The organism is Pseudooceanicola profundi (genome assembly GCF_050897955.1).
GTDB lineage: Bacteria > Pseudomonadota > Alphaproteobacteria > Rhodobacterales > Rhodobacteraceae > Pseudooceanicola.
This window is the reverse complement of sequence record NZ_JBPAXZ010000001.1, coordinates 693,086-714,547: the sequence shown is the minus strand read 5'-3', so window position 1 is coordinate 714,547 and position 21,462 is coordinate 693,086. Positions and strand designations below refer to the sequence as shown.

The following is a 21,462-nucleotide window of genomic DNA, read 5'->3' as shown; positions in this document are numbered from 1 at the left end:
TAACGGCAGTGCGGAGACAATCATGGCGGCGCCCGGCGAAAACCTGAGAATCAATGGCGACCGGCTGTGGGACAGCCTGATGGAGATGGCCAAGGTCGGCCCCGGTGTGGCGGGTGGCAACAACCGCCAGACCCTGACCGATGCGGATGCCGAGGGGCGGGCGCTATTCAAAAGCTGGTGCGAGGCGGCGGGCTGCGAGATGGGGCTCGACACGATGGGCAATATGTTTGCCATGCGCCCCGGGACCGATCCGGAGGCGCTGCCGGTCTATGTCGGCTCGCATCTGGATACCCAGCCGACGGGCGGGAAATATGACGGCGTGCTGGGCGTGCTTGGCGGTCTTGAGGTCGTGCGGACGCTGAACGATCTGGATGTGAAGACCAAACATCCGATCGTGGTGACCAACTGGACGAATGAAGAGGGCACGCGCTATGCGCCCGCCATGCTGTCCTCGGGCGTCTTTGCCGGCATTCACACCGAGGATTGGGCCAAATCCCGCGTCGATGCCGAGGGCAAGGCCTTTGGCGACGAGCTGAAGCGGATCGGCTGGGAAGGCGAGGAGCCGGTGGGCGCGCGCAAGATGCATGCGATGTTCGAGCTGCATATCGAACAGGGCCCGATCCTGGAGGCCGAGGGCAAGGATATCGGGATTGTCACCCATGGGCAGGGGCTCTGGTGGCTGGAGGTCACGCTGACCGGCAAGGATGCGCATACCGGATCGACGCCGATGGCGATGCGGGTGAATGCGGGGCTGGGCATGGCGCGGATCACGGAGCTGGTGCATACCATCGCGATGGAGAACCAGCCGGATGCCGTGGGCGCGATCGGGCAGGCCAATGTCTACCCGAATTCGCGCAATGTCATTCCGGGCAAGGCGGTGTTTACTGTCGATTTCCGCTCGCCCGAGCAGGCGAAGCTCGACGGGATGCGGGCGCGGCTGGAGGCGGAGGCGCCGAAGATCGCTGAAGAGCTGGGGCTGGGGATTGCCATCGAGGCGGTGGGGCATTTCGATCCGGTGACCTTTGATGCGGGCTGCGTCGGCGCGCTGCGGTCGGCGGCGGAACGGCTGGGCTATTCGCATCGCGACATCGTCTCTGGCGCCGGGCATGATGCCTGCTGGATCAATCAGGTGGCGCCGACGGCGATGGTGATGTGTCCCTGTGTCGACGGGCTGTCGCATAATGAGGCGGAAGAGATTTCGAAAGACTGGGCGGCGGCGGGCACGGATGTGCTGCTGCATGCGGTGGTCGAGACGGCCGTGGTGGTCGAGTGATATTTCGCCATCCGCTGGCGCGGGTGGCGACCGGGGGGGGGGGGGGGGGGGGGGGGGGGGGGGGGGGGGGGGGGGGGGGGGGGGGGGGGGGGGGGGGGGGGGGGGGGGGGGGGGGGGGGGGGTGGGGGGGGGGGGGGGGGGGGGGGCCCCCCCCCCCCCCCGTCCGGGCCTGCGGCCCTGCCGTCTCCCCCCGGAGTATTTCGGCCAAGATGAAGAGGGAAAGAGGGCGCGTGACGGCAGGGGCTGCCGGGAAGGGAAGAGCGAATGTTCGACACGATCCTGATTGCGAACCGGGGCGAGATCGCCTGCCGGATCATCGCCACAGCGCGGACCATGGGGCTGCGCTCTGTGGCGGTTTATTCCGATGCTGACCGGGGCGCGCGCCATGTGGAGATGGCCGATCTGGCGGTGCATATCGGCGGCAGTGCCCCGGCGGAGAGCTATCTGCGGGGCGACCGGATCATTGCCGCCGCGCAGGAGAGCGGCGCGCAGGCGATCCATCCGGGCTATGGCTTTCTGTCGGAGAACCCGGAGTTCGTCGAGGCCGTGGAGACGGCGGGGCTGGTCTTTGTCGGCCCCTCGGCCCGGGCCATCCGGGCGATGGGGCTGAAGGATGCCGCCAAGGCGCTGATGGCGGAGGCGGGGGTGCCGGTTGTGCCGGGTTATCATGGCGCCGATCAGTCCCCTGACGTGTTGAGCGCGGCGGCGGCGGAGATCGGCTATCCCGTGCTGATCAAGGCCGTGGCGGGGGGCGGCGGCAAGGGCATGCGGCTGGTCGAGCGCGCGGCGGATTTTGCGGGCGCGCTGGAAAGCGCCCGGTCCGAGGCGCGCACCGCCTTTGGCAATCCCGATGTGCTGGTGGAGAAATTTGTCGAACAGCCGCGCCATATCGAGGTGCAGGTTTTTGGCGACGGCACCCGGGCCATCCACCTCTTCGAACGCGACTGTTCCCTGCAGCGTCGCCATCAGAAGGTGATCGAAGAGGCGCCCGCCCCGGGTATGACTGAGGAGATGCGCGCGGCCATGGGCGCCGCCGCCGTGCGCGCGGCGGAGGCCATCGGCTACAGCGGGGCGGGGACGATCGAGTTCATCGTCGACGGCTCTGACGGGCTCCGGCCCGACGGGTTCTGGTTCATGGAGATGAACACGCGCCTGCAGGTCGAACATCCGGTGACGGAGGCGATCACCGGTGTCGATCTGGTGGAATGGCAGCTTCGTGTGGCCGCGGGCGAGCCCTTGCCTGCCCGGCAGGAAGAGCTGGTGATCAGAGGCCATGCCTTTGAGGCGCGGCTCTATGCCGAGGATGTGCCTGCCGGGTTTCTGCCGGCTACCGGGCGTCTGACCGCACTGGATTTCCCGGCGGGCGCGCGGGCGGATACCGGGGTGCGGGCCGGCGATGTGATCTCTCCCTTCTACGACCCGATGATTGCGAAGATCATAACGCATGGGCCGACGCGGGAGATCGCGCTGGCCAAGCTTGGCGCGGCGGTGCGGGACACCAGGGTGGCGGGCACGGTGACCAACCTGGCCTTTCTGGGCGCGCTTGCCGGGCATCCGGGCTTTGCGGCGGGGGAGGTCGATACCGGGCTGATCGGCCGCGATATCGAAGGCCTCAGCACGCCCCCGCAGGCGGAGGCCGGGACCATCGCCTGGGCCGGTCTCGTGCTTCTGGGGCTGGATGCGGTGCCGGGGCCGCTGACCGGGTTCACCCTCTGGGGCGGGCTCAGGCGCGATATTCAGATGCGGCAAGGCGAGGCGGAGATCACCCTGAGTGTCGAGACGGTAACCGGCCCGGAACATCGTGTGACGCTGCCCGACGGCACGGTCGTTAAGGCCCAGTATGCGGGCGGCTGGCGGCTGAACGGCCAGGCCGCCCCGGCGCATCAGCTGAGCGGCCAGACCGTGACGGTCTTCGACGGCTATGGGCAGGCTTTCACCGCCATGGACCCGCTCGACCGGGCCACCGTCGCGGCGGGCGGTAATCTGATCGAGGCGCCGATGCCGGGGCTGGTCAAGGTGCTGACCGCCGCGCCGGGTCAGACGGTCAGCGCCGGGGATCGCCTCGCCGTGCTGGAGGCGATGAAGATGGAGCATGGGCTCACGGCCCCCAGAGACGGGGTTGTGGCCGAGGTTCTGGTATCCGAAGGTGCGCAGGTGGAGGCGGGCGCGCCGCTGATCAGGCTGGAGGACGAGGAATGAGCATCACGCTGCACCATATCGCCGGGTCGCGGTCCTTTCGCATCCTCTGGCTGCTGCAGGAAATGGGGATCACGCCGGAGCTGAAATCCTACTGGATCACCGACGGTTCCCTGCGCCAGCCGGAGTATCTGGAACACTCCCCGGCCGGTCGCGTGCCCGCGCTGGAGATCGACGGTCAGACGATCTATGAAAGCGGCGCGATCACCGAATACCTGTGTGAGACGCGGCCCCGGCACGGGCTGGGCCGTGCCCCCGGCGATCCGGAGCGGGTGGCCTTTCTGGAGATGGTCCATTACGCTGAAACCGTGGCCCATATCCTCGCCAATCTGAACCTGCAGTGGCTTTTCCTGCGCAGCCCTGACGACCGCTCGCCCACCGTGCTGAAGATCGAGGCGCGGCGGCTGATGGCGGTTCTGGCGCCGCTGGAGGCGCGGCTGAAGGGGCAGGATCACATGCTGGCCTCCGGCTTTTCCGCCGCCGATACGATGAACGGGTTCAATATGGACGCGGCCCGGCGCTACGTCGATTTCGCGAACTTCCCCAATCTGACCGCCTATGCCGCCCGCATGGCCGAACGTCCCGCCTACAAGGCCGCGCAGGCGCTGGAAGGCGAACAGCAGTTCTACAAACAGGATTTCTACGAGGTCTCCGCTTGATCACGCTCCACCACAGCCCCGAGACGCGGTCGATGCGCATCCTCTGGCTGCTGAAGGAGCTGGAGGCACCTTTTCAGGTCATCCCTCATCCGTTCGACAAATCACTGAGATCGCCGGAATACCTGACGATTTCCCCGGCTGGCCGAGTGCCTGCCATCGAAATGGATGGAGAGAGCTACCACGAAAGCGGCGCGATCACCGAGATCCTCTGCGAACGCTATCCGGAGCGCGGGCTGGGGCGGCTCATCGGCGATCTCGACCGGCCCGACTGGCTGGTCTGGCTGCATTTCGCGGAAACCATCACCCAACACGCTGCCGCACTGACCCAGCAACATGTGGCCCTGCGCGACCCGGCCACCAGATCGCCCATCGTGACGCGGCTGGAGGCGGCGCGGCTGGCCAAATGCTATGCCGCGATCGAGGGGCGCCTGTCGACCCCGGTCGAAAATCGCGATTACCTGCTGACCTCCGGCTTTTCCGCCGCCGATATCGCAGTGGGGCAGGCGGTCTATCTGGGGCGGTTCTTCGCCCGGCTCGACGAGTTCCCGGAGACGGCGAAATGGTATCAGCGCATCACCGAACGCCCCGCCTTTGCCGAGGCGCTGCCGCTGCCGGGCACCGGGCTCTATGCGCAGGACTTTTACCCGGCAGTTGAGGGCTGACAGATGGCCGCGACGGTCGAGATCTTCGAAGTGGGCCCGCGCGACGGGCTGCAGAATGAAAAGGGCGAGATCACCGTCGCCGACAAGATCGCGCTGGTGGATCTGCTGGCGACCGCCGGGTTCCGCCGTATCGAATGCGCTAGTTTTGTCAGCCCGAAATGGGTGCCGCAGATGGCGGGCTCTGCCGAGGTGCTGCAGGGGATTGCCCGGCCAAAGGGTGTGCGCTTTGCCGCGCTGACCCCCAATATGCGCGGGTTTGACGATGCGGTGGCGGCGGGCGCGGACGAGGTGGCGATCTTCGGCTCTGCCTCCGAAGGGTTTTCCAAGGCCAATATCAACGCCTCCATCGCCGAAAGCCTGGAACGTTTCGCCCCCGTCGCTCAGGCCGCGATGGAGGAGGGGCTGCCCGTGCGCGGCTATATCTCCTGCGTGACGGACTGCCCTTATGACGGCCCGACGCCGCCGGGGGCCGTGGCCCGCGTGGCCGCCGCCCTGCGCGACATGGGCTGTTACGAGATCAGCCTGGGCGACACGATCGGGCAGGCCACGCCCGAAAGCATCGGCACCATGCTGGATGTGGTGCTGGAGGAGATCCCGGCGGCCCGTCTGGCGGGCCATTACCACGACACGGCTGGCCGGGCGCTCGCCAATATCGAAGTGTCGCTGGAAAAGGGGCTGCGGGTGTTCGACGCGGCAGTGGGCGGGCTGGGCGGCTGCCCCTATGCACCGGGCGCTGCCGGCAATGTGGCGACCGAAGCCGTGCACGACCGGCTGGTATCGCTAGGCTATGACACCGGGCTGGACCGCGCGGTCCTGCTGGCCGCCGCCGGCATGGCCCGGGCCATGCGCAGCCCATCTTAAACCCGTCGCCGGTAGGAGGTCCCCATGAGCTATGACACCATCACCACGGCCACGGATGCGCGCGGCGTCGCCACGCTGACCCTCAACCGCGCCGACAAACACAATGCGATGAACGCGCAGATGATCGCGGAGATTCATGCTGCGGCAGAGGCGCTTGGCGCCGATCCGGCGGTCCGCGTCGTGATCCTCGCCGCAGAAGGCCGGACATTCTGCGCCGGGGGCGACCTTGGCTGGATGCGCGACCAGTTCGACGCGCCGCCCGCTGAACGCGGCCGTCAGGCGGGGGCGCTGGCCTATATGCTGCAGGCGCTCAACCTGATGCCGAAACCGCTGATCGGGCGGCTTCAGGGCAATGCCTTTGGCGGCGGCGTCGGCATGGCGGCGGTCTGCGATATGTGTATCGCCGCCGATACGGTGCAGATGGCCCTGACCGAAACGCGGCTTGGCCTGATCCCGGCGACCATCGGCCCCTATGTCGCCGCCCGCATGGGCGAGGGCAGGGCGCGCCGCGTCTTCATGTCCGGCCGCCGCTTTGACGCGGCCGAGGCGATGGAGCTGGGGCTGGTGTCAAAGGTCGTCCCCGCCGAGGCGCTGGACGAGGCGGTCGAGGCCGAAGTCGCCCCCTATCTTGACACCGCGCCCGGTGCCGTCGCCCGCGCCAAGGCGCTGCTGCGTCACCTCGGCCCCCCGATCACGCCGGAGATCATCGAACATTCGATCGGAGAGCTGGTCGCCTGCTGGGAAGGGACAGAGGCGCCGGAGGGGATCGGCGCCTTCTTCGCCAGGGAGAAACCCTCCTGGCAGCGCTGACGCCGCGGGGTGCCGCGACGTCCGGATTTCCGAGTCTTTTTCTCGGGTAACGAGCCGTGAACCCCTTGTATCTAAATGTTTGCTGCGGCTGCACGCTTCCCCGCATCCGCAGCATAATATTTTTTGAATGTGAGGCGCTTTGGTTGACCATGACATGGGTCGGGAGTAAACCGCACATAGCCCGGTCAGGTGCTTAGACGCCTCACCCGCCCACATCGAAAGGAGCCATCCACGTGGAAGAGATGCTCAGGGAATACCTTCCCATTATCGTTTTCCTCGCAGTTGCAATTGGATTGGGCCTTGTTTTCATTGTTGCCGCCCTGATCATCGCGGTCCGCAACCCGGATCCGGAAAAGGTGTCGGCCTATGAATGCGGCTTCAACGCCTTCGACGACGCCCGGATGAAATTCGACGTCCGCTTCTACCTCGTCTCGATCCTCTTCATCATTTTCGACCTCGAAATTGCGATGCTCTTCCCCTGGGCGGTGGCCTTCAAGGACATTTCCATGGTGGGCTTCTGGTCCATGATGGTCTTCCTCGGCGTTCTGACGATCGGCTTCGCCTACGAATGGAAGAAAGGGGCGCTGGAATGGCAGTGAACCAGAAGGAAGTGACGCCGGTTCAGGGTGACTTCACCCAGACACCGCGTGTGAAATCCGGCCCGTCGGCAATGGCCGTGAACGACGCCGGCGCGGACAAGGATTACGCCACCGCCGCGCTGAACCGCGAATTGCAGGACAAAGGTTTCCTGCTGACCTCGACCGAGGATCTGATCAACTGGGCGCGCACCGGCTCGCTGCACTGGATGACCTTCGGTCTGGCCTGCTGCGCGGTGGAGATGATGCACACCTCCATGCCACGCTACGACGCCGAACGCTTTGGCATCGCGCCCCGCGCCTCCCCGCGCCAGTCGGACGTGATGATCGTCGCCGGCACGCTGACCAACAAGATGGCCCCCGCGCTGCGCAAGGTCTACGACCAAATGCCGGAGCCGCGCTACGTCATCTCCATGGGCTCCTGCGCCAATGGCGGCGGCTATTATCACTACAGCTATTCCGTGGTGCGTGGCTGCGACCGGATCGTGCCCGTGGACATCTACGTCCCCGGCTGCCCCCCGACCGCCGAGGCGCTGCTGTATGGGATCATGCAGCTGGCCCGCAAAATCCGCCGTACCGGCACGATCACCCGCTAAGAGGTCAGCGATGAGCGAAGCCCTGAAGGAACTCGGCGCCCATATCGAAATGAAGCGCCCGGACTGCGTCCTGGGATGGGATGTGAAGCTGGACGAGCTGACCGTCGAGGTTACGCCGGCCAATATCGTGGGTCTTGTGGAATTCCTGAAGACCGACACGACCTGCCGCTTCTCCACCCTCGTGGATATCACGGCGGTCGATCACCCCGAACGGCCCAAGCGGTTCGACGTGGTCTACCACTTCCTGTCGATGTATCAGAACCACCGCATCCGCCTGAAGGTGGCGCTGCGCGAAGACGAGATGATCTCCACGATCACCACCGTCCATCCCGGCGCCAACTGGTTCGAGCGGGAGGTGTTCGACATGTTCGGCATCATCTTCTCCGGCCATCCCGACATGCGCCGCCTGCTGACCGACTACGGGTTCCGCGGCTACCCGCTGCGCAAGGATTTCCCGACCACCGGCTATACCGAGGTCCGCTATGACGAAGTGCAGAAACGCGTCGTCTATGAGCCGGTGAAGCTGGTGCAGGAATACCGCCAGTTCGATTTCATGTCCCCCTGGGAAGGCGCGAAATACGTGCTGCCGGGCGATGAGAAGAAGGAGGAGGCGAAATGATGGACGGCTCCAACCAGTTCGGCGACGCCCAGACGGGCGAGCAGAAGATCCGCAACTTCAACCTCAACTTCGGGCCTCAGCACCCGGCGGCTCACGGCGTGCTGCGTCTTGTGCTTGAGCTGGACGGCGAGATCGTGGAGCGCTGCGACCCGCATGTCGGCCTCCTGCACCGCGGCACCGAAAAGCTGATGGAAAGCCGGACCTACCTGCAGAACCTGCCCTATCTCGACCGCCTCGATTACGTGGCGCCGATGAACCAGGAACATGCCTGGTGTCTGGCCATCGAAAAGCTCTGCGGCATCGAGGTGCCGCGCCGCGCGTCCCTGATCCGGGTGCTGTTTTCGGAAATCGGCCGCATCCTGAACCACCTGATGAACGTCACCACGCAGGCGATGGACGTCGGCGCCCTGACCCCGCCGCTCTGGGGGTTCGAGCAGCGCGAAGATCTGATGATCTTCTACGAACGTGCCTGCGGTGCCCGCCTTCACGCGGCCTATTTCCGCCCCGGCGGCGTGCATCAGGACCTGCCGCCCAAGCTGATCGACGATATCGAAGCCTGGCTGCCGCAGTTCCACGACTTCATCGACGACCTGAACAACCTGCTGACGGAAAACCGCATCTTCAAACAGCGCAACGTCGATATCGGCATCGTGACCGAGGAAGACATCCAGAACTACGGCTTCTCCGGCGTCATGGTGCGCGGCTCGGGCTTTGCCTGGGATCTGCGGCGTGCCCAGCCCTATGAATGCTACGACGAGTTCGACTTCCAGATCCCCGTCGGCAAGAACGGCGACTGCTACGACCGCTACCTCTGCCGGGTCGAAGAGATGCGCCAGTCCGCCGCGATCATGACGCAGTGCATCGCCAAGCTGCGCGAACCCGAAGGGCAGGGCGACGTGCTGGCCCGCGGCAAGTTCACGCCGCCCAAGCGCGGTGAGATGAAGACCTCGATGGAGGCGCTCATCCACCATTTCAAACTCTATACCGAAGGCTTCAAGGTTCCGGCCGGCGAAGTCTACGCGGCCGTGGAAGCCCCGAAGGGGGAATTCGGCGTCTACATGGTCTCCGATGGGACCAACAAACCCTACCGCGCCAAGCTGCGCGCACCGGGCTATCCGCATCTGGCCGCGATGGATCACATCGCCAAGGGCCACCAGCTGGCGGATGTGGCGGCGATCATCGGCACGCTGGATATTGTGTTTGGGGAGATTGACCGGTGAACCGGAGCGTGCCGGTCTTTTTGCTGGCCCTCGGCGCGGCAAGCCCGGCTTTTGCCGACTGGCTCGGCTCGCAGCCGAAATCCAGCCCGCTGCATGCCGTGGTGAAGGCCGTCGCGCAGCTGGGCTGTACAGTCTCGGCTGCGGACTGGGACAAGATTTATGCCGCGCACGGCGGCACGGAGCGGGCAGGGGATTACGACCTCCTCCAGCTCTATTCCGATGGTAAGGTCCGCTCTAAGGATGCGGGCGGTCATGTAACCCTGGTCGGAACCCCCGGCTGCTGAAAAGCCGGATGGATGCCGGTCCAGACGTAGGAGAGCGTTTATGGGGTTAGCAAATCAAGTCTTTGCAGGGATAGCGGTGCTGTCTCTGGCCGCCTGTGCGATGCCGCCGCAGGGCGTGCCTCAGGATGCGGTGACGGCCTATGACGATGCGGTCGCGTCGATCGGTTGCAACCTGCGGTCGGACAAAGATTATCTGCCGGTGGAAATTCAGACCGGCATGACCCGTGAACAGGTGCTTGAGATGACCGCCTACAAGCTGGGCGTTCAGCAGGCCGTCAAACTGGAGGATGGGTCTGTGCAACTGAAAACGGGGGCCTGTGCCTGATGCTGCGTCGTCTTTACAAGGATCAGCCCGAAAGCTTCGCCTTCACGCCCGCCAATCAGGCATGGGCCGAAGCGCAGATCACCAAATACCCCGAAGGCCGTCAGCAGAGCGCGATCATCCCGCTGCTCTGGCGCGCGCAGGAACAGGAAGGCTGGCTGACCCGGCCGGCGATCGAACATATCGCGGCGATGCTGGGCATGGCCTATATCCGCGCCCTTGAGGTCGCGACTTTCTACTTCATGTTCCAGCTGCAACCCGTTGGGTCTGTTGCACATGTTCAGATTTGCGGCACGACGTCCTGCATGATCTGCGGGGCAGAGGACCTGATCGGCGTCTGCAAGGAAATGATTGCCGACAAGGCGCATGCGCTGTCCGAGGATGGCAAGTTCTCCTGGGAAGAGGTCGAATGCCTCGGTGCCTGTGCCAATGCGCCCATGGCACAGATCGGCAAAGATTATTACGAAGACCTGACCGCCGACAAACTGCGCGACATCCTGACCCGGCTGGGTCAGGGCGAGGTGCCGGTTCCGGGCCCGCAGAACGGCCGCTATGCCGCCGAGCCGCTCAAGGGCCTGACTTCGCTGCAGGACTATGACAGCGGCCGGACGCAGTATAACGCCTCCGCCGCGCTGGCGACGGATATCGGCGATACGGTCAAGCGGATCGACGGCACCGAAGTGCCGCTCCTGACGCCCTGGCAGACGGGCTCCGGCGCCAAATCCGCCAACAAGACCAGAGAACCGCGCCCCGCGGCTGGAAAAAGCGCTGACAAGACCGGCGTGACAGAGCAGGAGGCACCCGCCACCTCCACCGCCAAGCCGCAGTCCAAGGAAGAGCCGAAGGGCACCCAGGCCGATGCCGGCAAGGCCGGCGACAAGGAAGGCGCACTGGCCGCCGCCGCCGCTGGCAAGCCCAGCGTCACCGCTGCGACGGGCGAGGGGGCCAAGCCCACCGGCCTTGACGCCGCGCGCGACGGCGGGGCGGATGACCTCAAGCAGATCAAGGGCGTCGGCCCTGCACTTGAGGACCTGCTGCACAGCCTCGGTATCTTCCACTTCGATCAGATCGCCGCCTGGGGCGGGGAAGAACTGGCCTGGATCGACCAGAACCTGAAAGGGTTCAAGGGCCGTGCCAGCCGCGACAACTGGATTGACCAGGCCGCCATCCTGGCCTCCGGCGGGACGACGGAATTCGCCGCCCGGGTCAAGAAGGGCGACGTGTACGAGTAAGAGTAACGACGGGGAACGGACGCAATGGGACAGAACTGCAAGCTTGTATGTTGGATTCTGGCGGTGATCGCCGGGCTGGTTGGCTATTGGCTGATGCGTCCGGGGCTGGCCATTCTGCTGGCGTTGATCCTTGCCGTGATCATTGCGCTTGTTGTGGGCTACCTACTGCTGAAATTCCTCTGCTCTGCCGGGGCCGAAACGGCCGAAACGCCGTCGGTGACACCTGCGGATCAATCCAGAGACGCGGTCACCGCGCCACCTGCCGCGCCCATGTCTTCCGCCGCGCCCAACGATGTCCCGGCCGCAGCGCCGCAGGCGACCGCCGCCGCCTCCGAACCTGCCGCAGAGCCGCTGTCGGCGCCCCAGGCTGAACCGACGCCGGACACGACTGAAATACCTGCTGATACGCCATCGCCTGTTGCCGAAGACGTTGTGACAGATGAGGCCACCCCGGCGGGCGAAAACCCGGTCGCACCGGAGGAAACCCCCGCGCCGCGCCCAGTGACGGCGGATGCTACGGCCTCCACCGCCATCGGCGAAGCTGCCAAGCCCGAGGGCCTGAGCGCGCCGCGCGACACCGGCGCGGATGATCTGAAGCGCATCAAAGGCGTTGGCCCCAAGCTGGAGCAGATGCTGAACGGTCTGGGCTATTACCATTTTGACCAGATCGCCGCCTGGACGCCGGAACAGGTCGCCTGGGTCGACCAGAACCTGAAGGGCTTCAAGGGCCGGGTCAGCCGCGACAACTGGCTGGATCAGGCCAAAACCCTCGCCGCCGGCGGGGATACGGAATTTTCCAAACGCGTCGACAAGGGCGGCGTGTACTGAGGACGAATGAATGAACCGCGCGCAGACCGAACAGGCCTATGCCCGCAAAAGCCGGATTGTCGGGCTGGCCATCGCGGCCACCGTAGTCGTCTGGTATCTGGGCACCACGCTGGTGGCCGGCATGGGTGGTCAGGCGCGGTTTGTTTTCCTGATCGATCTGGCTGCACTGGCAGCCTTCGTCTGGATTTTCGTGAACATCTGGCGACTGCTGCAATTGCGGCGTGCCCTGAATTCGGAAGAGCTGAGGTAGCATGATGCTCAATGACAAGGACCGCATCTTTACCAATATCTACGGCATGCATGACCGTACCCTGAAGGGTGCGCAGGCCCGTGGGCATTGGGATGGCACAGCGGGCATCATCCAGAAGGGACGCGACTGGATCATCGACCAGATGAAGGCCTCCGGCCTGCGCGGCCGGGGCGGGGCGGGTTTCCCCACCGGCCTGAAATGGTCCTTCATGCCCAAGGAATCCGATGGCCGCCCCGCCTATCTGGTGGTGAATGCCGACGAATCCGAACCCGGCACCTGCAAGGACCGGGAGATCATGCGCCACGATCCGCATACGCTGATCGAAGGCTGCCTGATCGCCTCTTTCGCGATGAATGCCCATGCTTGCTACATCTACATCCGCGGTGAATATATCCGCGAGCGGGAGGCGCTGCAGGCCGCCATCGACGAATGCTACGACGCAGGCCTTCTGGGCAAGAACGCCGCCAAATCCGGCTGGGATTTCGACCTCTACCTGCATCACGGGGCAGGGGCCTATATCTGCGGTGAAGAAACCGCGCTGCTGGAGAGCCTTGAAGGCAAGAAGGGCATGCCCCGGATGAAGCCGCCGTTCCCCGCCGGTGCGGGCCTTTACGGCTGCCCGACCACGGTAAACAACGTCGAGTCGATCGCCGTCGCGCCGACCATTCTGCGCCGTGGCCCCGAGTGGTTCGCTGGCTTCGGGCGGGAGAATAACGCGGGCACCAAGCTGTTTGCCATCTCCGGCCATGTCAACAACCCCTGCGTTGTTGAAGAGGCCATGTCGATCTCCTTCCAGGAGCTGATCGAGAAGCATTGCGGCGGCATCCGCGGCGGCTGGGACAACCTTCTGGCGGTCATCCCCGGCGGCTCCTCCGTGCCCTGCGTGCGCGGGGAGAAGATGAAAGACGCCATCATGGATTTCGACTACCTGCGGGGCGAGCTGGGCTCTGGCCTGGGCACCGCGGCGGTCATCGTGATGGACAAGCAAACCGACATCATCAAGGCAATCTGGCGGCTGTCGAAATTCTACAAGCACGAGAGCTGTGGCCAGTGCACCCCCTGCCGCGAAGGCACCGGCTGGATGATGCGCGTGATGGAACGGCTGATGAAGGGCGAGGCTTCGGTGGAAGAGGTCGATATGCTCTGGGATGTGACCAAGCAGGTCGAGGGCCACACGATCTGTGCGCTTGGCGACGCCGCCGCCTGGCCGATCCAGGGCCTGATCCGCAACTTCCGCGACGTGATCGAGGACCGGATCAAGATCAAGCGCGACGGCACCGCCGTTCTGGCGGCGGAGTAAGGCTTGAGCCTGCACCGCACATATCTCTGCGCCACATTCGGCGCCGCTGTTATCGCCCTGTCCGGCTGTGCCGTCAGGGATCAGATGCGCGATAACTGGATCAACCGGTCTGCCGGGACGACCCGCGTCTATATCGATGAGGGCGATTATGACGTTAGCTTCCTGCCGCTGGCCTCCCCGCCGGGGCGGGCTGCGGATGCTTGGGTTCTGGGCCCGCGCGTCTCCGCCCCCTTCACCATCGAAGGCGGCGGCGCGCCGGCGCTGCGGATCTCCCGCGCTGATGGCATCCCGATGACGGAGGCCGATCATGAGAACGCCGTTGCGGCGGCCTCTGCCGGCTGCGTCGACCGGCCCGGCTGGACCCCGGCCAAGGCCACGGCGCTGGCCCGTCCCATCGCCCGCGTCGACAGCACGAAATATTTCGGCGCCGGATACCTCACGCAGGGCGCCTGGACCCTGATGGGGGTCTGCAAATGACCGCGCGCAAGGATCGCCCGATGAAGACTGTCCGTACCGTTACCCTGCTGGCCGCCGCCTCGCTTGCGCTCACGGCCTGCAGCGGCGTTCGCGATTTTGGCAAGAAGGGCTTCTGGGGTAATCGTCCGGCCTTTGACGGTCAGTATTACCGGGTGAAACTGGCCTCCGATAAGGAAAACCGCGAGCGGTTCTCCGTGACCGTGACGGATGCGACCAAAAGCCTGACCGGCGCCCGCGAAGCCGCGCGTCACCGGGCCAATGAATATTGCATCGAACAGTTCGGCCTGTCCGAAAAAGACTGGGATGTCAGTCCGGATGTCGATGACGCGGCCCTGCCGCTGACACCCAAGGGCGATCTGGTCCTGAGCGGGGAGTGCAAGGGATGGCTGTGAAACCCGGACATCATCTGGCGGAGCTGAATGTCGGGCGTGGGATCGCGCCGACCGATGATCCGCGCGTGCCTGAGTTCATCGGCGCGCCCGACCGGATCAATGGTTTGGGGCTCTGGCAGCAGCACAATTTCCGGGTGGCGACAGAGTGAGATTTTCGGGCGTCATATCAGGGCGTTGGGCCGGTTGTTATTGCATAACTTCCACCCCCGCACCCATCTGCGCAGCAGATGGGAGGCCAGCACGGCCTCCTCTGCATGCAAGGAAGGGAGCAACCCCATGCATCTGAAGACCATGATCGCCACCACCGCCCTTGTCGCGCTGACAGCGGGCGCCGCCCTGGCCAAGATCCCGCTGCGTGACGTGGCGGAGATTGACCGCCCCATGTTCTCTGTCGCCATGGCGATCGAGATCAGCGACAAATGCGACGACATTGGCCGCCGCACCCTGAAAGGTCTGGCCTTCCTGAATGATCTGCGGATCAAGGCGAAGGACATGGGCTACACCGATGACGAGATCAAAGCCTACGTCAGAAGCGATGACGAAAAGGCCCGGATGCGCGCCATGGGCGAGGCCTATATGCGCCAGAAGGGGCTCGACCCCGAGGTAGAGGCCAACCTCTGCGTTCTGGGCAAACAGGAAATCGCGGCCAACAGCCAGATCGGGGCCTTTCTGAAGTGACCGGTCGCGCTGTCATATCCCCTGCTGCCGGGCTTCGGCCCGGCTGCGCCGCATCCGTCACGGATTGGCCCTTGAACTGGGCCCCGTCGCGGGATTACGGGCAGGCGCGGGGACAGGCCCGTGGACAGGCCGGCGGACTGGCCGCAACGCATACTCCGGCCCCGTGCCGGGACCAATACGAGAGCAAAGTGAGAGACCATGTCTGACCTTCGCAAGATCATCATCGATGGCAAAGAGGTCGAGGTTGACCCCCGGCTGACCCTGATTCAGGCCTGCGAAGAGGCCGGAATTGAGGTGCCGCGCTTCTGCTATCACGAACGGCTTTCCATCGCCGGGAATTGCCGGATGTGTCTGGTCGAGGTCGTGGGCGGCCCGCCGAAACCCGCCGCCTCCTGCGCCATGCAGGTCAAGGATCTGCGCCCCGGGCCGGAAGGTGCCCCGCCGGTCATCAAGACCAATTCGCCCATGGTGAAGAAGGCCCGCGAAGGGGTGATGGAGTTCCTGCTCATCAACCACCCGCTCGATTGTCCGATCTGCGATCAGGGCGGCGAATGCGACCTGCAGGATCAGGCGATGGCCTATGGCGTCGACTTCTCCCGCTACCGCGAACCCAAGCGCGCCTCGGACGATCTGGACCTCGGCCCGCTGGTCGAAACCCACATGACGCGCTGTATCTCCTGCACCCGCTGCGTGCGCTTCACGACCGAGGTCGCGGGCATCCACCAGATGGGCCAGACCGGGCGTGGCGAGGATGCGGAGATCACCTCCTACCTCAACCAGACGCTCGACTCGAATATGCAGGGCAATATCATCGACCTCTGCCCGGTGGGCGCGCTGGTGTCGAAACCCTACGCCTTTACCGCCCGCCCGTGGGAGCTGACCAAGACCGAGACGATCGACGTCATGGACGCGCTCGGGTCGAACATCCGGGTCGATACTAAGGGCCGCGAAGTGATGCGCATCCTGCCCCGCAACCATGACGGGGTGAATGAGGAATGGATTTCCGACAAGACCCGCTTCGTCTGGGACGGCCTGCGCCGCCAGCGGCTGGACAAGCCCTATATCCGTGAGAACGGCAAGCTGCGCCCGGCCTCCTGGCCGGAGGCGCTGACGGCTGCCGCCGCCGCGATGAAGGGCAAGAAGGTTGCCGGTCTGATCGGCGATCTGGCCCCGGTCGAGGCGATCTTTGCGCTGAAAACGCTGATCACGTCGCTGGGCGGTACGGTCGAATCCCGGACCGACGGGGCCAAGCTGCCCGCTGGCAACCGCTCCGCCTATGTCGGGACCGCGACGATCGAGGATATCGAGGACGCCTCGATGATCATGCTGATCGGCACCAACCCGCGGACCGAGGCCCCCGTGCTGAACGCCCGCATCCGTAAGGCTTGGATCAACGGTGCGCTGGTCGGGAATATCGGTCCCGCAGTCGACCTGACCTACGACTACGACCAGATCGGAACTGACCGCGCCGCGTTGCAGATGGTGCTGGACAAGGATCGCGATCCGAACCACCCGAACGCTGCCAAGCCCAAGGTCTTTATCGTGGGGCAGGGCGCGTTGCAGGAAGCAGATGGCGAGGCCGTGCTGGCCGCTGTCATGGCGCTTGTCGACAAGACCGAGAACGCGAAGCTTCTGGTTCTGCACACGGCCGCGTCGCGCGTTGGTGCGATGGATGTCGGGGCCGTGACGGAAGGTGGCCTTTCTGCCGCGCTCGAAGGCGCAGAGGTGATCTACAACCTCGGCGCCGATGAGGTGGACATCGCCCCCGGTGCGACGGTCATCTATCAGGGCTCCCACGGCGACCGCGGCGCGCATCGCGCGGATATCATCCTGCCGGGCGCTGCCTATACCGAAGAAAACGGGCTCTTCGTCAACACCGAAGGCCGGCCCCAGCTGGCGCTGCGCGCCGGGTTCGCCCCGGGCGAGGCCAAGGAAAACTGGGCGATCCTGCGGGCCCTGTCTGCCGAACTGGACAAGACACTGCCCTTTGACAGCCTAGCGCAGCTGCGTAAGGCGCTGATCGCAGAGGTCCCGCATCTCAAGGGCATCGACATGGTGCCGGAGAACGGCTGGACCCCGCTGGAAACCGGAAAACTTGGCGACGCGACCTTCGTCAGCGCCGTCAAGGATCACTACCTGACCAACCCCATCGCCCGCGCCTCTGCCCTGATGGCAGAGCTCTCGGCGGGCGTCGCGGCGCGGCTCAAGCAGCCGGTGGCGGCGGAGTGATCCGCAGCGCCCTCATATCCTTGGGCCCGATGCTGGCAATGATGCTGGCAGGCTGCACCGGCGCGGAGGAGGTCTCGCGCGCGGCGCCTATCCGTCCGGCAACGGCGGAACCGCGCAGCTACGGTGCGGTCGAAACCCGGCTGCTGGCCGACGATCTGGTGGCGTTTCACGTCAATATGCGGGGGGCAGGCTCCGAACAGGATGTCATCGGCTATGCCGATTGCGCCGCCGCCCAGTATGCGCTGATCCGGGGCTTTGGATTCGCGCGACATCTGCGCACAAAAACTGCCGAAGTGGCTGGCACTTGGCAGGCAGATGCGATTTATACCATCTCGGCGGCGATCCCCGCCGGGACCCGCACGATCGACGCGGAAGTGACGGTCGCGGACTGCAAGGCAAACGGAATACCGACGGTGTGAGGACCTATGGCTGATTTCTTTACCACGCACCCCCTGGGCATCCTGCTCCTGACCCTCGGTCAGGTCCTGCTGCTGGTGGTGCCGCTGCTGATCGCACTGGCCTTCCTGCTTTATGCGGACCGGAAAATCTGGGCTGCGGTGCAGCTGCGCAAGGGGCCGAACGTTGTGGGCGCCTTTGGCCTGCTGCAGTCCTTCGCGGATTTCGGCAAATACATCACCAAAGAGGTGATCGTGCCCGCCGGCGCCGACAAGTTCGTCTTCTTCCTGGCACCGATGCTGTCCTTCACCCTGGCGCTGATCGCCTGGGCCGTGATCCCGTTCAACCCGGGCTGGGTCGTGTCGGATATCAACGTGGCCATCCTCTATGTCTTCGCCGTCTCCTCGCTTGAGGTCTACGGCGTGATCATGGGCGGCTGGGCGTCGAACTCCAAATACCCCTTCCTCGGATCGCTCCGCTCCGCCGCGCAGATGATCTCCTACGAGGTGTCGCTGGGTCTGATCATCATCGGCGTGATCATCTCCACCGGCTCTATGAACTTCGGCGATATCGTGGCCGCACAGGACGGGCGCTTTGGCCTCTTCTCCTGGTACTGGCTGCCGCATTTCCCGATGCTGTTCCTCTTCATCATTTCGGCGCTGGCCGAGACGAACCGCCCGCCCTTCGACCTACCGGAGGCGGAATCGGAACTGGTGGCGGGCTATCAGGTGGAATATTCTTCCACGCCCTTCCTGCTCTTCATGATTGGCGAATATTTCGCCATCGTGCTGATGTGTGCGCTGGTGTCGCTGCTCTTCTTCGGCGGCTGGCTCTCGCCGATCCCGGGCCTGCCGGACGGCATCCTGTGGTTCCTGCTCAAGATGCTCGCGGTCTTCTTCATCTTCGCCCTCGTGAAGGCAGTGGTGCCGCGCTACCGCTACGACCAGCTGATGCGCATCGGCTGGAAGGTCTTCCTGCCCATGTCGCTTGTCTGGGTGGTGATCGTCGCCTTCCTCGCCAAATTCGAACTCTTCGGCGGCGCCTATGCCCGCTGGATGATGTGAGGTTAACATGACCCAGATCGACTATACCCGCGCCGCCAAATACTTCCTGCTGATGGACGTCTGGCAGGGGTTCAAGATGGGGCTGAAGTACTTCTTCAAACCCAAAGGCACGCTGAACTACCCGCATGAGAAGGGGCCGCTGTCGCCCCGCTTCCGTGGCGAACACGCGCTGCGCCGCTATCCCAACGGGGAAGAGCGCTGCATCGCCTGCAAGCTCTGCGAAGCGATCTGCCCGGCCCAGGCCATCACAATCGACGCCGAACCGCGGGAGGACGGCTCCCGCCGGACCACGCGCTACGACATCGACATGACGAAATGCATCTACTGCGGCTTCTGTCAGGAAGCCTGCCCGGTGGACGCCATCGTCGAAGGCCCGAACTTCGAATTCGCGACCGAAACCCGCGAGGAACTCTTCTACGACAAGGCCAAGCTGCTCGCCAATGGCGAACGCTGGGAGGCCGAGATCGCCCGCAACCTAGAGATCGACGCGCCCTACCGATGATCCGTACCCCGCATAACCGTGCCGGAGGGGCCTATGTCTGACGCCAAAACCCCGTTCGAGCTGATGATGTCCCAGGCCCAGGAGATGGTGAAAGCCATGAACCCGGCGCTGGAGACATTCACGCCCAAGGGGTTCGACAGCCTCTGGCCGACCATGCCCAAGGAATGGATGGAAATGGCCTTTGGCAATGCGTTCAACACCGGCGGGCTGGATGCCAAGACGCGGCTCTACCTGACGCTGGCGGGTCTGACGATGCAGGGCGCGCAGGCCGAGGCGCAGATCCGCATGACCGTCCGCCACCTGCTGGAACTGGGCGCGACGAAACAGGAAATCGGTGAATGCATCGCCCAGATGTCGATGTTCGCCGGGCTGCCCGCCATGACCAAGGCAGGCGAAATCGCGAATGACGTGATCAAGGATCACGAGGCCGCGCAGACCGATGAGGAAGAAGAATGACCTTCGCAGCACTGGCGTTCTACCTGTTCGCCCTGTCGACACTGATCGGCGGGCTTTTCACCGTTGTCAGCCGGAACCCGGTGCATTCGGTGCTCTGGCTGATCCTGGCCTTCCTCTCCTCCGCCGGGCTGTTTGTCCTGCTGGGGGCGGAATTCGTCGCCATGCTGCTGATCATCGTCTACGTGGGCGCGGTGGCCGTGCTCTTCCTCTTCGTGGTCATGATGCTGGACGTCGATTTTGCCGCGCTCAAGGCGGAGATGGCGAAATACATGCCGCTGGCGCTGCTGATCGGGGTGATCCTGCTGATGCAGTTCGGCCTGGCCTATGGCTCCTGGCAGGCGTCGGATATGGCAGAGGCGAACCGCCTCGCCATCGCACCGGAGGGGCAGAATACTCAGGGCCTCGGTCTGCTGATCTATGAACAGTATTTCCTGCTGTTCCAGCTGGCGGGCCTCGTGCTGCTGGTCGCCATGATCGGCGCTATCGTCCTGACCCTGCGCCATCGCGACGACGTCAAGCGCCAGAACGTGCTGGCCCAGATGTGGCGCGACCCGGCCAAGTCGATGGAACTCAAAGACGTCAAGCCGGGGCAGGGTCTGTGAGAACACGCGTCGCCCTTCCCATGGTCCTGCTGGCCGGTCCCGCCTTCGGGCTGGAATTGCCACCGCTCTGCCACCAGACGGCCGAGTCGGGCATGGAGATCATCCTGAGCAATACGCTGGGCGACGACATGGCCTCTGGCATCATGGTGGAAGATTACATGGATGCGCGCGACTGGCGCGGGCGGAACGACGTGCCGCCGGTGCGGGCACCCATGAAGAAACTGGAAGGCTTTGACGGAATTCGCATTGTTCATTGCGCCAGCGGGCGGTTCATGGCCGCCCCGGACCAGCGCGGCGATTATGCCGCCCCGGCGCTGGCGGCGACCGAATTCCTCCGCCCCAAACTCAAGGCCGGCAAGGCGCCCACCTTTGCGGATGTCCGCAATGCGGTGAAGGCGCTCTATCCCGGCGCAATGGAATTCCGCGAAACCGCGGAGACCTGTGGCTGTAACGCGATGTTCCCCGGGCTGCGCCCGGCGGAGCTGACGCCCTTTGAAGAACGGACCGATGTGGATCATTGAAACCGTGCAGACGCATATCGGTTCTGTCAGCCTGGGCACTTTCGCAGTGCTCTGGGGCGTCAAGGCTGTTGTCGGCTACGGGGCGCTCAGATTGTGGCGCCTCCGGACTGCAAGAATAAAGGTGAAGGCATGATTGGGATCGAACATTACCTGACGGTGGCCGCCGCGCTCTTCGTCATCGGCATCTTCGGGCTCTTCCTCAACCGGAAGAACGTGATCATCCTGCTGATGAGCATCGAACTGATGCTGCTGGCGGTGAACATCAACCTCGTCGCCTTCTCGGCCTTCCTGGGCGATCTGGCGGGGCAGGTCTTCACCCTCTTCGTGCTGACGGTTGCCGCGGCAGAGGCCGCCATCGGCCTCGCGATCCTCGTCTGCTTCTTCCGCAACCGCGGCACGATCGCGGTCGAAGACGTCAACGTGATGAAAGGCTGAGC

At 64.7% G+C, this 21,462-nt stretch carries 27 protein-coding genes and 1 pseudogene; all 28 read left to right on the top strand.

The annotated features are described in order from the left end of the window. Positions 1 to 22: 22 nt before the first annotated feature. The 28 genes and pseudogenes from ACRARG_RS03495 (at position 23) to nuoK (ending at position 21,460) form a co-directional block, all read left to right on the top strand. Complete coding sequence (locus ACRARG_RS03495; protein WP_432688587.1) at positions 23 to 1,273, top strand: Zn-dependent hydrolase; 1,251 nt, start codon at positions 23 to 25, stop codon at positions 1,271 to 1,273. Positions 1,274 to 1,537: 264 nt separating this feature from the next. After that, a complete protein-coding gene (locus ACRARG_RS03490; protein WP_432688586.1) occupies positions 1,538 to 3,472 on the top strand; it encodes an ATP-binding protein in 1,935 nt (644 codons plus the stop codon). Next, the gene (locus ACRARG_RS03485) at positions 3,469 to 4,128 is read left to right on the top strand and encodes a glutathione S-transferase family protein (RefSeq protein WP_432688585.1); all 660 of its coding nucleotides are present in this window, start codon (positions 3,469 to 3,471) and stop codon (positions 4,126 to 4,128) included. Before ACRARG_RS03490 ends, ACRARG_RS03485 begins: the two co-directional genes overlap by 4 nt. Continuing rightward, a complete protein-coding gene (locus tag ACRARG_RS03480) occupies positions 4,125 to 4,790 on the top strand; it encodes a glutathione S-transferase family protein (RefSeq protein ID WP_432688584.1) in 666 nt (221 codons plus the stop codon). Before ACRARG_RS03485 ends, ACRARG_RS03480 begins: the two co-directional genes overlap by 4 nt. 3 nt (positions 4,791 to 4,793) lie before the next feature. Then, positions 4,794 to 5,651: a hydroxymethylglutaryl-CoA lyase gene (locus tag ACRARG_RS03475; RefSeq protein ID WP_432688583.1), complete on the top strand. Its 858-nt coding sequence runs from the start codon at positions 4,794 to 4,796 to the stop codon at positions 5,649 to 5,651. Between the two features lie 24 nt (positions 5,652 to 5,675). Then, positions 5,676 to 6,461 carry a crotonase/enoyl-CoA hydratase family protein gene (locus ACRARG_RS03470; protein WP_432688582.1) on the top strand — a complete coding sequence of 262 codons (786 nt, stop codon included), beginning with the start codon at positions 5,676 to 5,678 and terminating at the stop codon, positions 6,459 to 6,461. A gap of 233 nt (positions 6,462 to 6,694) precedes the next feature. Further along, positions 6,695 to 7,060: an NADH-quinone oxidoreductase subunit A gene (locus ACRARG_RS03465; protein WP_432688581.1), complete on the top strand. Its 366-nt coding sequence runs from the start codon at positions 6,695 to 6,697 to the stop codon at positions 7,058 to 7,060. 71 nt (positions 7,061 to 7,131) lie between these two features. Further along, positions 7,132 to 7,653, top strand: coding sequence for a NuoB/complex I 20 kDa subunit family protein (locus ACRARG_RS03460; RefSeq protein WP_432691310.1), 522 nt, complete (start codon positions 7,132 to 7,134; stop codon positions 7,651 to 7,653). Positions 7,654 to 7,663: 10 nt separating this feature from the next. Further along, positions 7,664 to 8,272: an NADH-quinone oxidoreductase subunit C gene (locus ACRARG_RS03455; protein ID WP_432688580.1), complete on the top strand. Its 609-nt coding sequence runs from the start codon at positions 7,664 to 7,666 to the stop codon at positions 8,270 to 8,272. After that, a complete protein-coding gene (locus ACRARG_RS03450) occupies positions 8,272 to 9,492 on the top strand; it encodes an NADH-quinone oxidoreductase subunit D (protein ID WP_432691309.1) in 1,221 nt (406 codons plus the stop codon). The genes ACRARG_RS03455 and ACRARG_RS03450 overlap by 1 nt, the downstream gene beginning before the upstream one ends. After that, the gene (locus ACRARG_RS03445; RefSeq protein ID WP_432688579.1) at positions 9,489 to 9,776 is read left to right on the top strand and encodes a hypothetical protein; all 288 of its coding nucleotides are present in this window, start codon (positions 9,489 to 9,491) and stop codon (positions 9,774 to 9,776) included. The genes ACRARG_RS03450 and ACRARG_RS03445 overlap by 4 nt, the downstream gene beginning before the upstream one ends. A gap of 40 nt (positions 9,777 to 9,816) precedes the next feature. Further along, positions 9,817 to 10,101 (top strand): hypothetical protein, encoded by a 285-nt coding sequence (locus tag ACRARG_RS03440; RefSeq protein WP_432688578.1) that lies wholly within the window; start codon positions 9,817 to 9,819, stop codon positions 10,099 to 10,101. Beyond that, entirely contained in the window at positions 10,101 to 11,330 is a 1,230-nt protein-coding gene (locus ACRARG_RS03435) for an NADH-quinone oxidoreductase subunit E (protein ID WP_432688577.1), read from the top strand. Before ACRARG_RS03440 ends, ACRARG_RS03435 begins: the two co-directional genes overlap by 1 nt. Before the next feature lie 24 nt (positions 11,331 to 11,354). Beyond that, positions 11,355 to 12,158, top strand: a complete 804-nt coding sequence (locus ACRARG_RS03430) for a helix-hairpin-helix domain-containing protein (protein WP_432688576.1) — start codon at positions 11,355 to 11,357, stop codon at positions 12,156 to 12,158. Positions 12,159 to 12,168: 10 nt separating this feature from the next. Continuing rightward, entirely contained in the window at positions 12,169 to 12,408 is a 240-nt protein-coding gene (locus ACRARG_RS03425; protein WP_432688575.1) for a DUF5337 domain-containing protein, read from the top strand. A gap of 4 nt (positions 12,409 to 12,412) precedes the next feature. Further along, positions 12,413 to 13,708 carry an NADH-quinone oxidoreductase subunit NuoF gene (gene nuoF, locus ACRARG_RS03420; RefSeq protein ID WP_432691308.1) on the top strand — a complete coding sequence of 432 codons (1,296 nt, stop codon included), beginning with the start codon at positions 12,413 to 12,415 and terminating at the stop codon, positions 13,706 to 13,708. A 3-nt stretch (positions 13,709 to 13,711) separates the two neighbouring features. Further along, complete coding sequence (locus ACRARG_RS03415) at positions 13,712 to 14,185, top strand: hypothetical protein (protein WP_432688574.1); 474 nt, start codon at positions 13,712 to 13,714, stop codon at positions 14,183 to 14,185. Between the two features lie 20 nt (positions 14,186 to 14,205). Further along, positions 14,206 to 14,577, top strand: a complete 372-nt coding sequence (locus ACRARG_RS03410) for a hypothetical protein (protein WP_432688573.1) — start codon at positions 14,206 to 14,208, stop codon at positions 14,575 to 14,577. Beyond that, positions 14,568 to 14,687: pseudogene (locus tag ACRARG_RS03405) on the top strand (DUF3291 domain-containing protein); the annotation flags it as partial. The gene ACRARG_RS03410 and the pseudogene ACRARG_RS03405, both read left to right, overlap by 10 nt. 166 nt (positions 14,688 to 14,853) lie before the next feature. Continuing rightward, the gene (locus ACRARG_RS03400; protein WP_432688572.1) at positions 14,854 to 15,255 is read left to right on the top strand and encodes a DUF5333 domain-containing protein; all 402 of its coding nucleotides are present in this window, start codon (positions 14,854 to 14,856) and stop codon (positions 15,253 to 15,255) included. Between the two features lie 198 nt (positions 15,256 to 15,453). Further along, on the top strand, positions 15,454 to 17,484 hold the full coding sequence (nuoG, locus tag ACRARG_RS03395; protein WP_432688571.1) for an NADH-quinone oxidoreductase subunit NuoG: 2,031 nt from the start codon (positions 15,454 to 15,456) through the stop codon (positions 17,482 to 17,484). Then, positions 17,481 to 17,903, top strand: coding sequence for a YNQ4 family lipoprotein (locus ACRARG_RS03390; RefSeq protein ID WP_432688570.1), 423 nt, complete (start codon positions 17,481 to 17,483; stop codon positions 17,901 to 17,903). The genes nuoG and ACRARG_RS03390 overlap by 4 nt, the downstream gene beginning before the upstream one ends. 6 nt (positions 17,904 to 17,909) lie before the next feature. Next, positions 17,910 to 18,944: an NADH-quinone oxidoreductase subunit NuoH gene (nuoH, locus tag ACRARG_RS03385; RefSeq protein WP_432688569.1), complete on the top strand. Its 1,035-nt coding sequence runs from the start codon at positions 17,910 to 17,912 to the stop codon at positions 18,942 to 18,944. Between the two features lie 7 nt (positions 18,945 to 18,951). After that, complete coding sequence (gene nuoI / locus ACRARG_RS03380; RefSeq protein WP_432688568.1) at positions 18,952 to 19,446, top strand: NADH-quinone oxidoreductase subunit NuoI; 495 nt, start codon at positions 18,952 to 18,954, stop codon at positions 19,444 to 19,446. 33 nt (positions 19,447 to 19,479) lie between these two features. Further along, positions 19,480 to 19,902: a carboxymuconolactone decarboxylase family protein gene (locus ACRARG_RS03375; RefSeq protein WP_432688567.1), complete on the top strand. Its 423-nt coding sequence runs from the start codon at positions 19,480 to 19,482 to the stop codon at positions 19,900 to 19,902. Next, a complete protein-coding gene (locus tag ACRARG_RS03370) occupies positions 19,899 to 20,504 on the top strand; it encodes an NADH-quinone oxidoreductase subunit J (RefSeq protein ID WP_432688566.1) in 606 nt (201 codons plus the stop codon). The genes ACRARG_RS03375 and ACRARG_RS03370 overlap by 4 nt, the downstream gene beginning before the upstream one ends. Further along, positions 20,501 to 21,025 carry a hypothetical protein gene (locus tag ACRARG_RS03365; protein WP_432688565.1) on the top strand — a complete coding sequence of 175 codons (525 nt, stop codon included), beginning with the start codon at positions 20,501 to 20,503 and terminating at the stop codon, positions 21,023 to 21,025. Before ACRARG_RS03370 ends, ACRARG_RS03365 begins: the two co-directional genes overlap by 4 nt. A 129-nt stretch (positions 21,026 to 21,154) precedes the next feature. Continuing rightward, positions 21,155 to 21,460 (top strand): NADH-quinone oxidoreductase subunit NuoK, encoded by a 306-nt coding sequence (gene nuoK, locus ACRARG_RS03360; RefSeq protein ID WP_432688564.1) that lies wholly within the window; start codon positions 21,155 to 21,157, stop codon positions 21,458 to 21,460. Positions 21,461 to 21,462: the final 2 nt, after the last annotated feature.

What these genes read in the sequence shown, in the direction of transcription:
- ACRARG_RS03495 (WP_432688587.1), top strand. Translation starts at nt 23, where the DNA reads ATGGCGGCGCCCGGCGAAAACCTGAGAATCAATGGCGACCGGCTGTGG.
- ACRARG_RS03490 (WP_432688586.1), top strand. Translation starts at nt 1,538, where the DNA reads ATGTTCGACACGATCCTGATTGCGAACCGGGGCGAGATCGCCTGCCGG.
- ACRARG_RS03485 (WP_432688585.1), top strand. Translation starts at nt 3,469, where the DNA reads ATGAGCATCACGCTGCACCATATCGCCGGGTCGCGGTCCTTTCGCATC.
- ACRARG_RS03475 (WP_432688583.1), top strand. Translation starts at nt 4,794, where the DNA reads ATGGCCGCGACGGTCGAGATCTTCGAAGTGGGCCCGCGCGACGGGCTG.
- ACRARG_RS03470 (WP_432688582.1), top strand. Translation starts at nt 5,676, where the DNA reads ATGAGCTATGACACCATCACCACGGCCACGGATGCGCGCGGCGTCGCC.
- ACRARG_RS03460 (WP_432691310.1), top strand. Translation starts at nt 7,132, where the DNA reads ATGGCCGTGAACGACGCCGGCGCGGACAAGGATTACGCCACCGCCGCG.
- ACRARG_RS03455 (WP_432688580.1), top strand. Translation starts at nt 7,664, where the DNA reads ATGAGCGAAGCCCTGAAGGAACTCGGCGCCCATATCGAAATGAAGCGC.
- ACRARG_RS03450 (WP_432691309.1), top strand. Translation starts at nt 8,272, where the DNA reads ATGGACGGCTCCAACCAGTTCGGCGACGCCCAGACGGGCGAGCAGAAG.
- ACRARG_RS03440 (WP_432688578.1), top strand. Translation starts at nt 9,817, where the DNA reads ATGGGGTTAGCAAATCAAGTCTTTGCAGGGATAGCGGTGCTGTCTCTG.
- ACRARG_RS03435 (WP_432688577.1), top strand. Translation starts at nt 10,101, where the DNA reads ATGCTGCGTCGTCTTTACAAGGATCAGCCCGAAAGCTTCGCCTTCACG.
- ACRARG_RS03430 (WP_432688576.1), top strand. Translation starts at nt 11,355, where the DNA reads ATGGGACAGAACTGCAAGCTTGTATGTTGGATTCTGGCGGTGATCGCC.
- ACRARG_RS03425 (WP_432688575.1), top strand. Translation starts at nt 12,169, where the DNA reads ATGAACCGCGCGCAGACCGAACAGGCCTATGCCCGCAAAAGCCGGATT.
- nuoF (WP_432691308.1), top strand. Translation starts at nt 12,413, where the DNA reads ATGCTCAATGACAAGGACCGCATCTTTACCAATATCTACGGCATGCAT.
- ACRARG_RS03410 (WP_432688573.1), top strand. Translation starts at nt 14,206, where the DNA reads ATGAAGACTGTCCGTACCGTTACCCTGCTGGCCGCCGCCTCGCTTGCG.
- ACRARG_RS03400 (WP_432688572.1), top strand. Translation starts at nt 14,854, where the DNA reads ATGCATCTGAAGACCATGATCGCCACCACCGCCCTTGTCGCGCTGACA.
- nuoG (WP_432688571.1), top strand. Translation starts at nt 15,454, where the DNA reads ATGTCTGACCTTCGCAAGATCATCATCGATGGCAAAGAGGTCGAGGTT.
- nuoH (WP_432688569.1), top strand. Translation starts at nt 17,910, where the DNA reads ATGGCTGATTTCTTTACCACGCACCCCCTGGGCATCCTGCTCCTGACC.
- nuoI (WP_432688568.1), top strand. Translation starts at nt 18,952, where the DNA reads ATGACCCAGATCGACTATACCCGCGCCGCCAAATACTTCCTGCTGATG.
- ACRARG_RS03375 (WP_432688567.1), top strand. Translation starts at nt 19,480, where the DNA reads ATGTCTGACGCCAAAACCCCGTTCGAGCTGATGATGTCCCAGGCCCAG.
- ACRARG_RS03370 (WP_432688566.1), top strand. Translation starts at nt 19,899, where the DNA reads ATGACCTTCGCAGCACTGGCGTTCTACCTGTTCGCCCTGTCGACACTG.
- nuoK (WP_432688564.1), top strand. Translation starts at nt 21,155, where the DNA reads ATGATTGGGATCGAACATTACCTGACGGTGGCCGCCGCGCTCTTCGTC.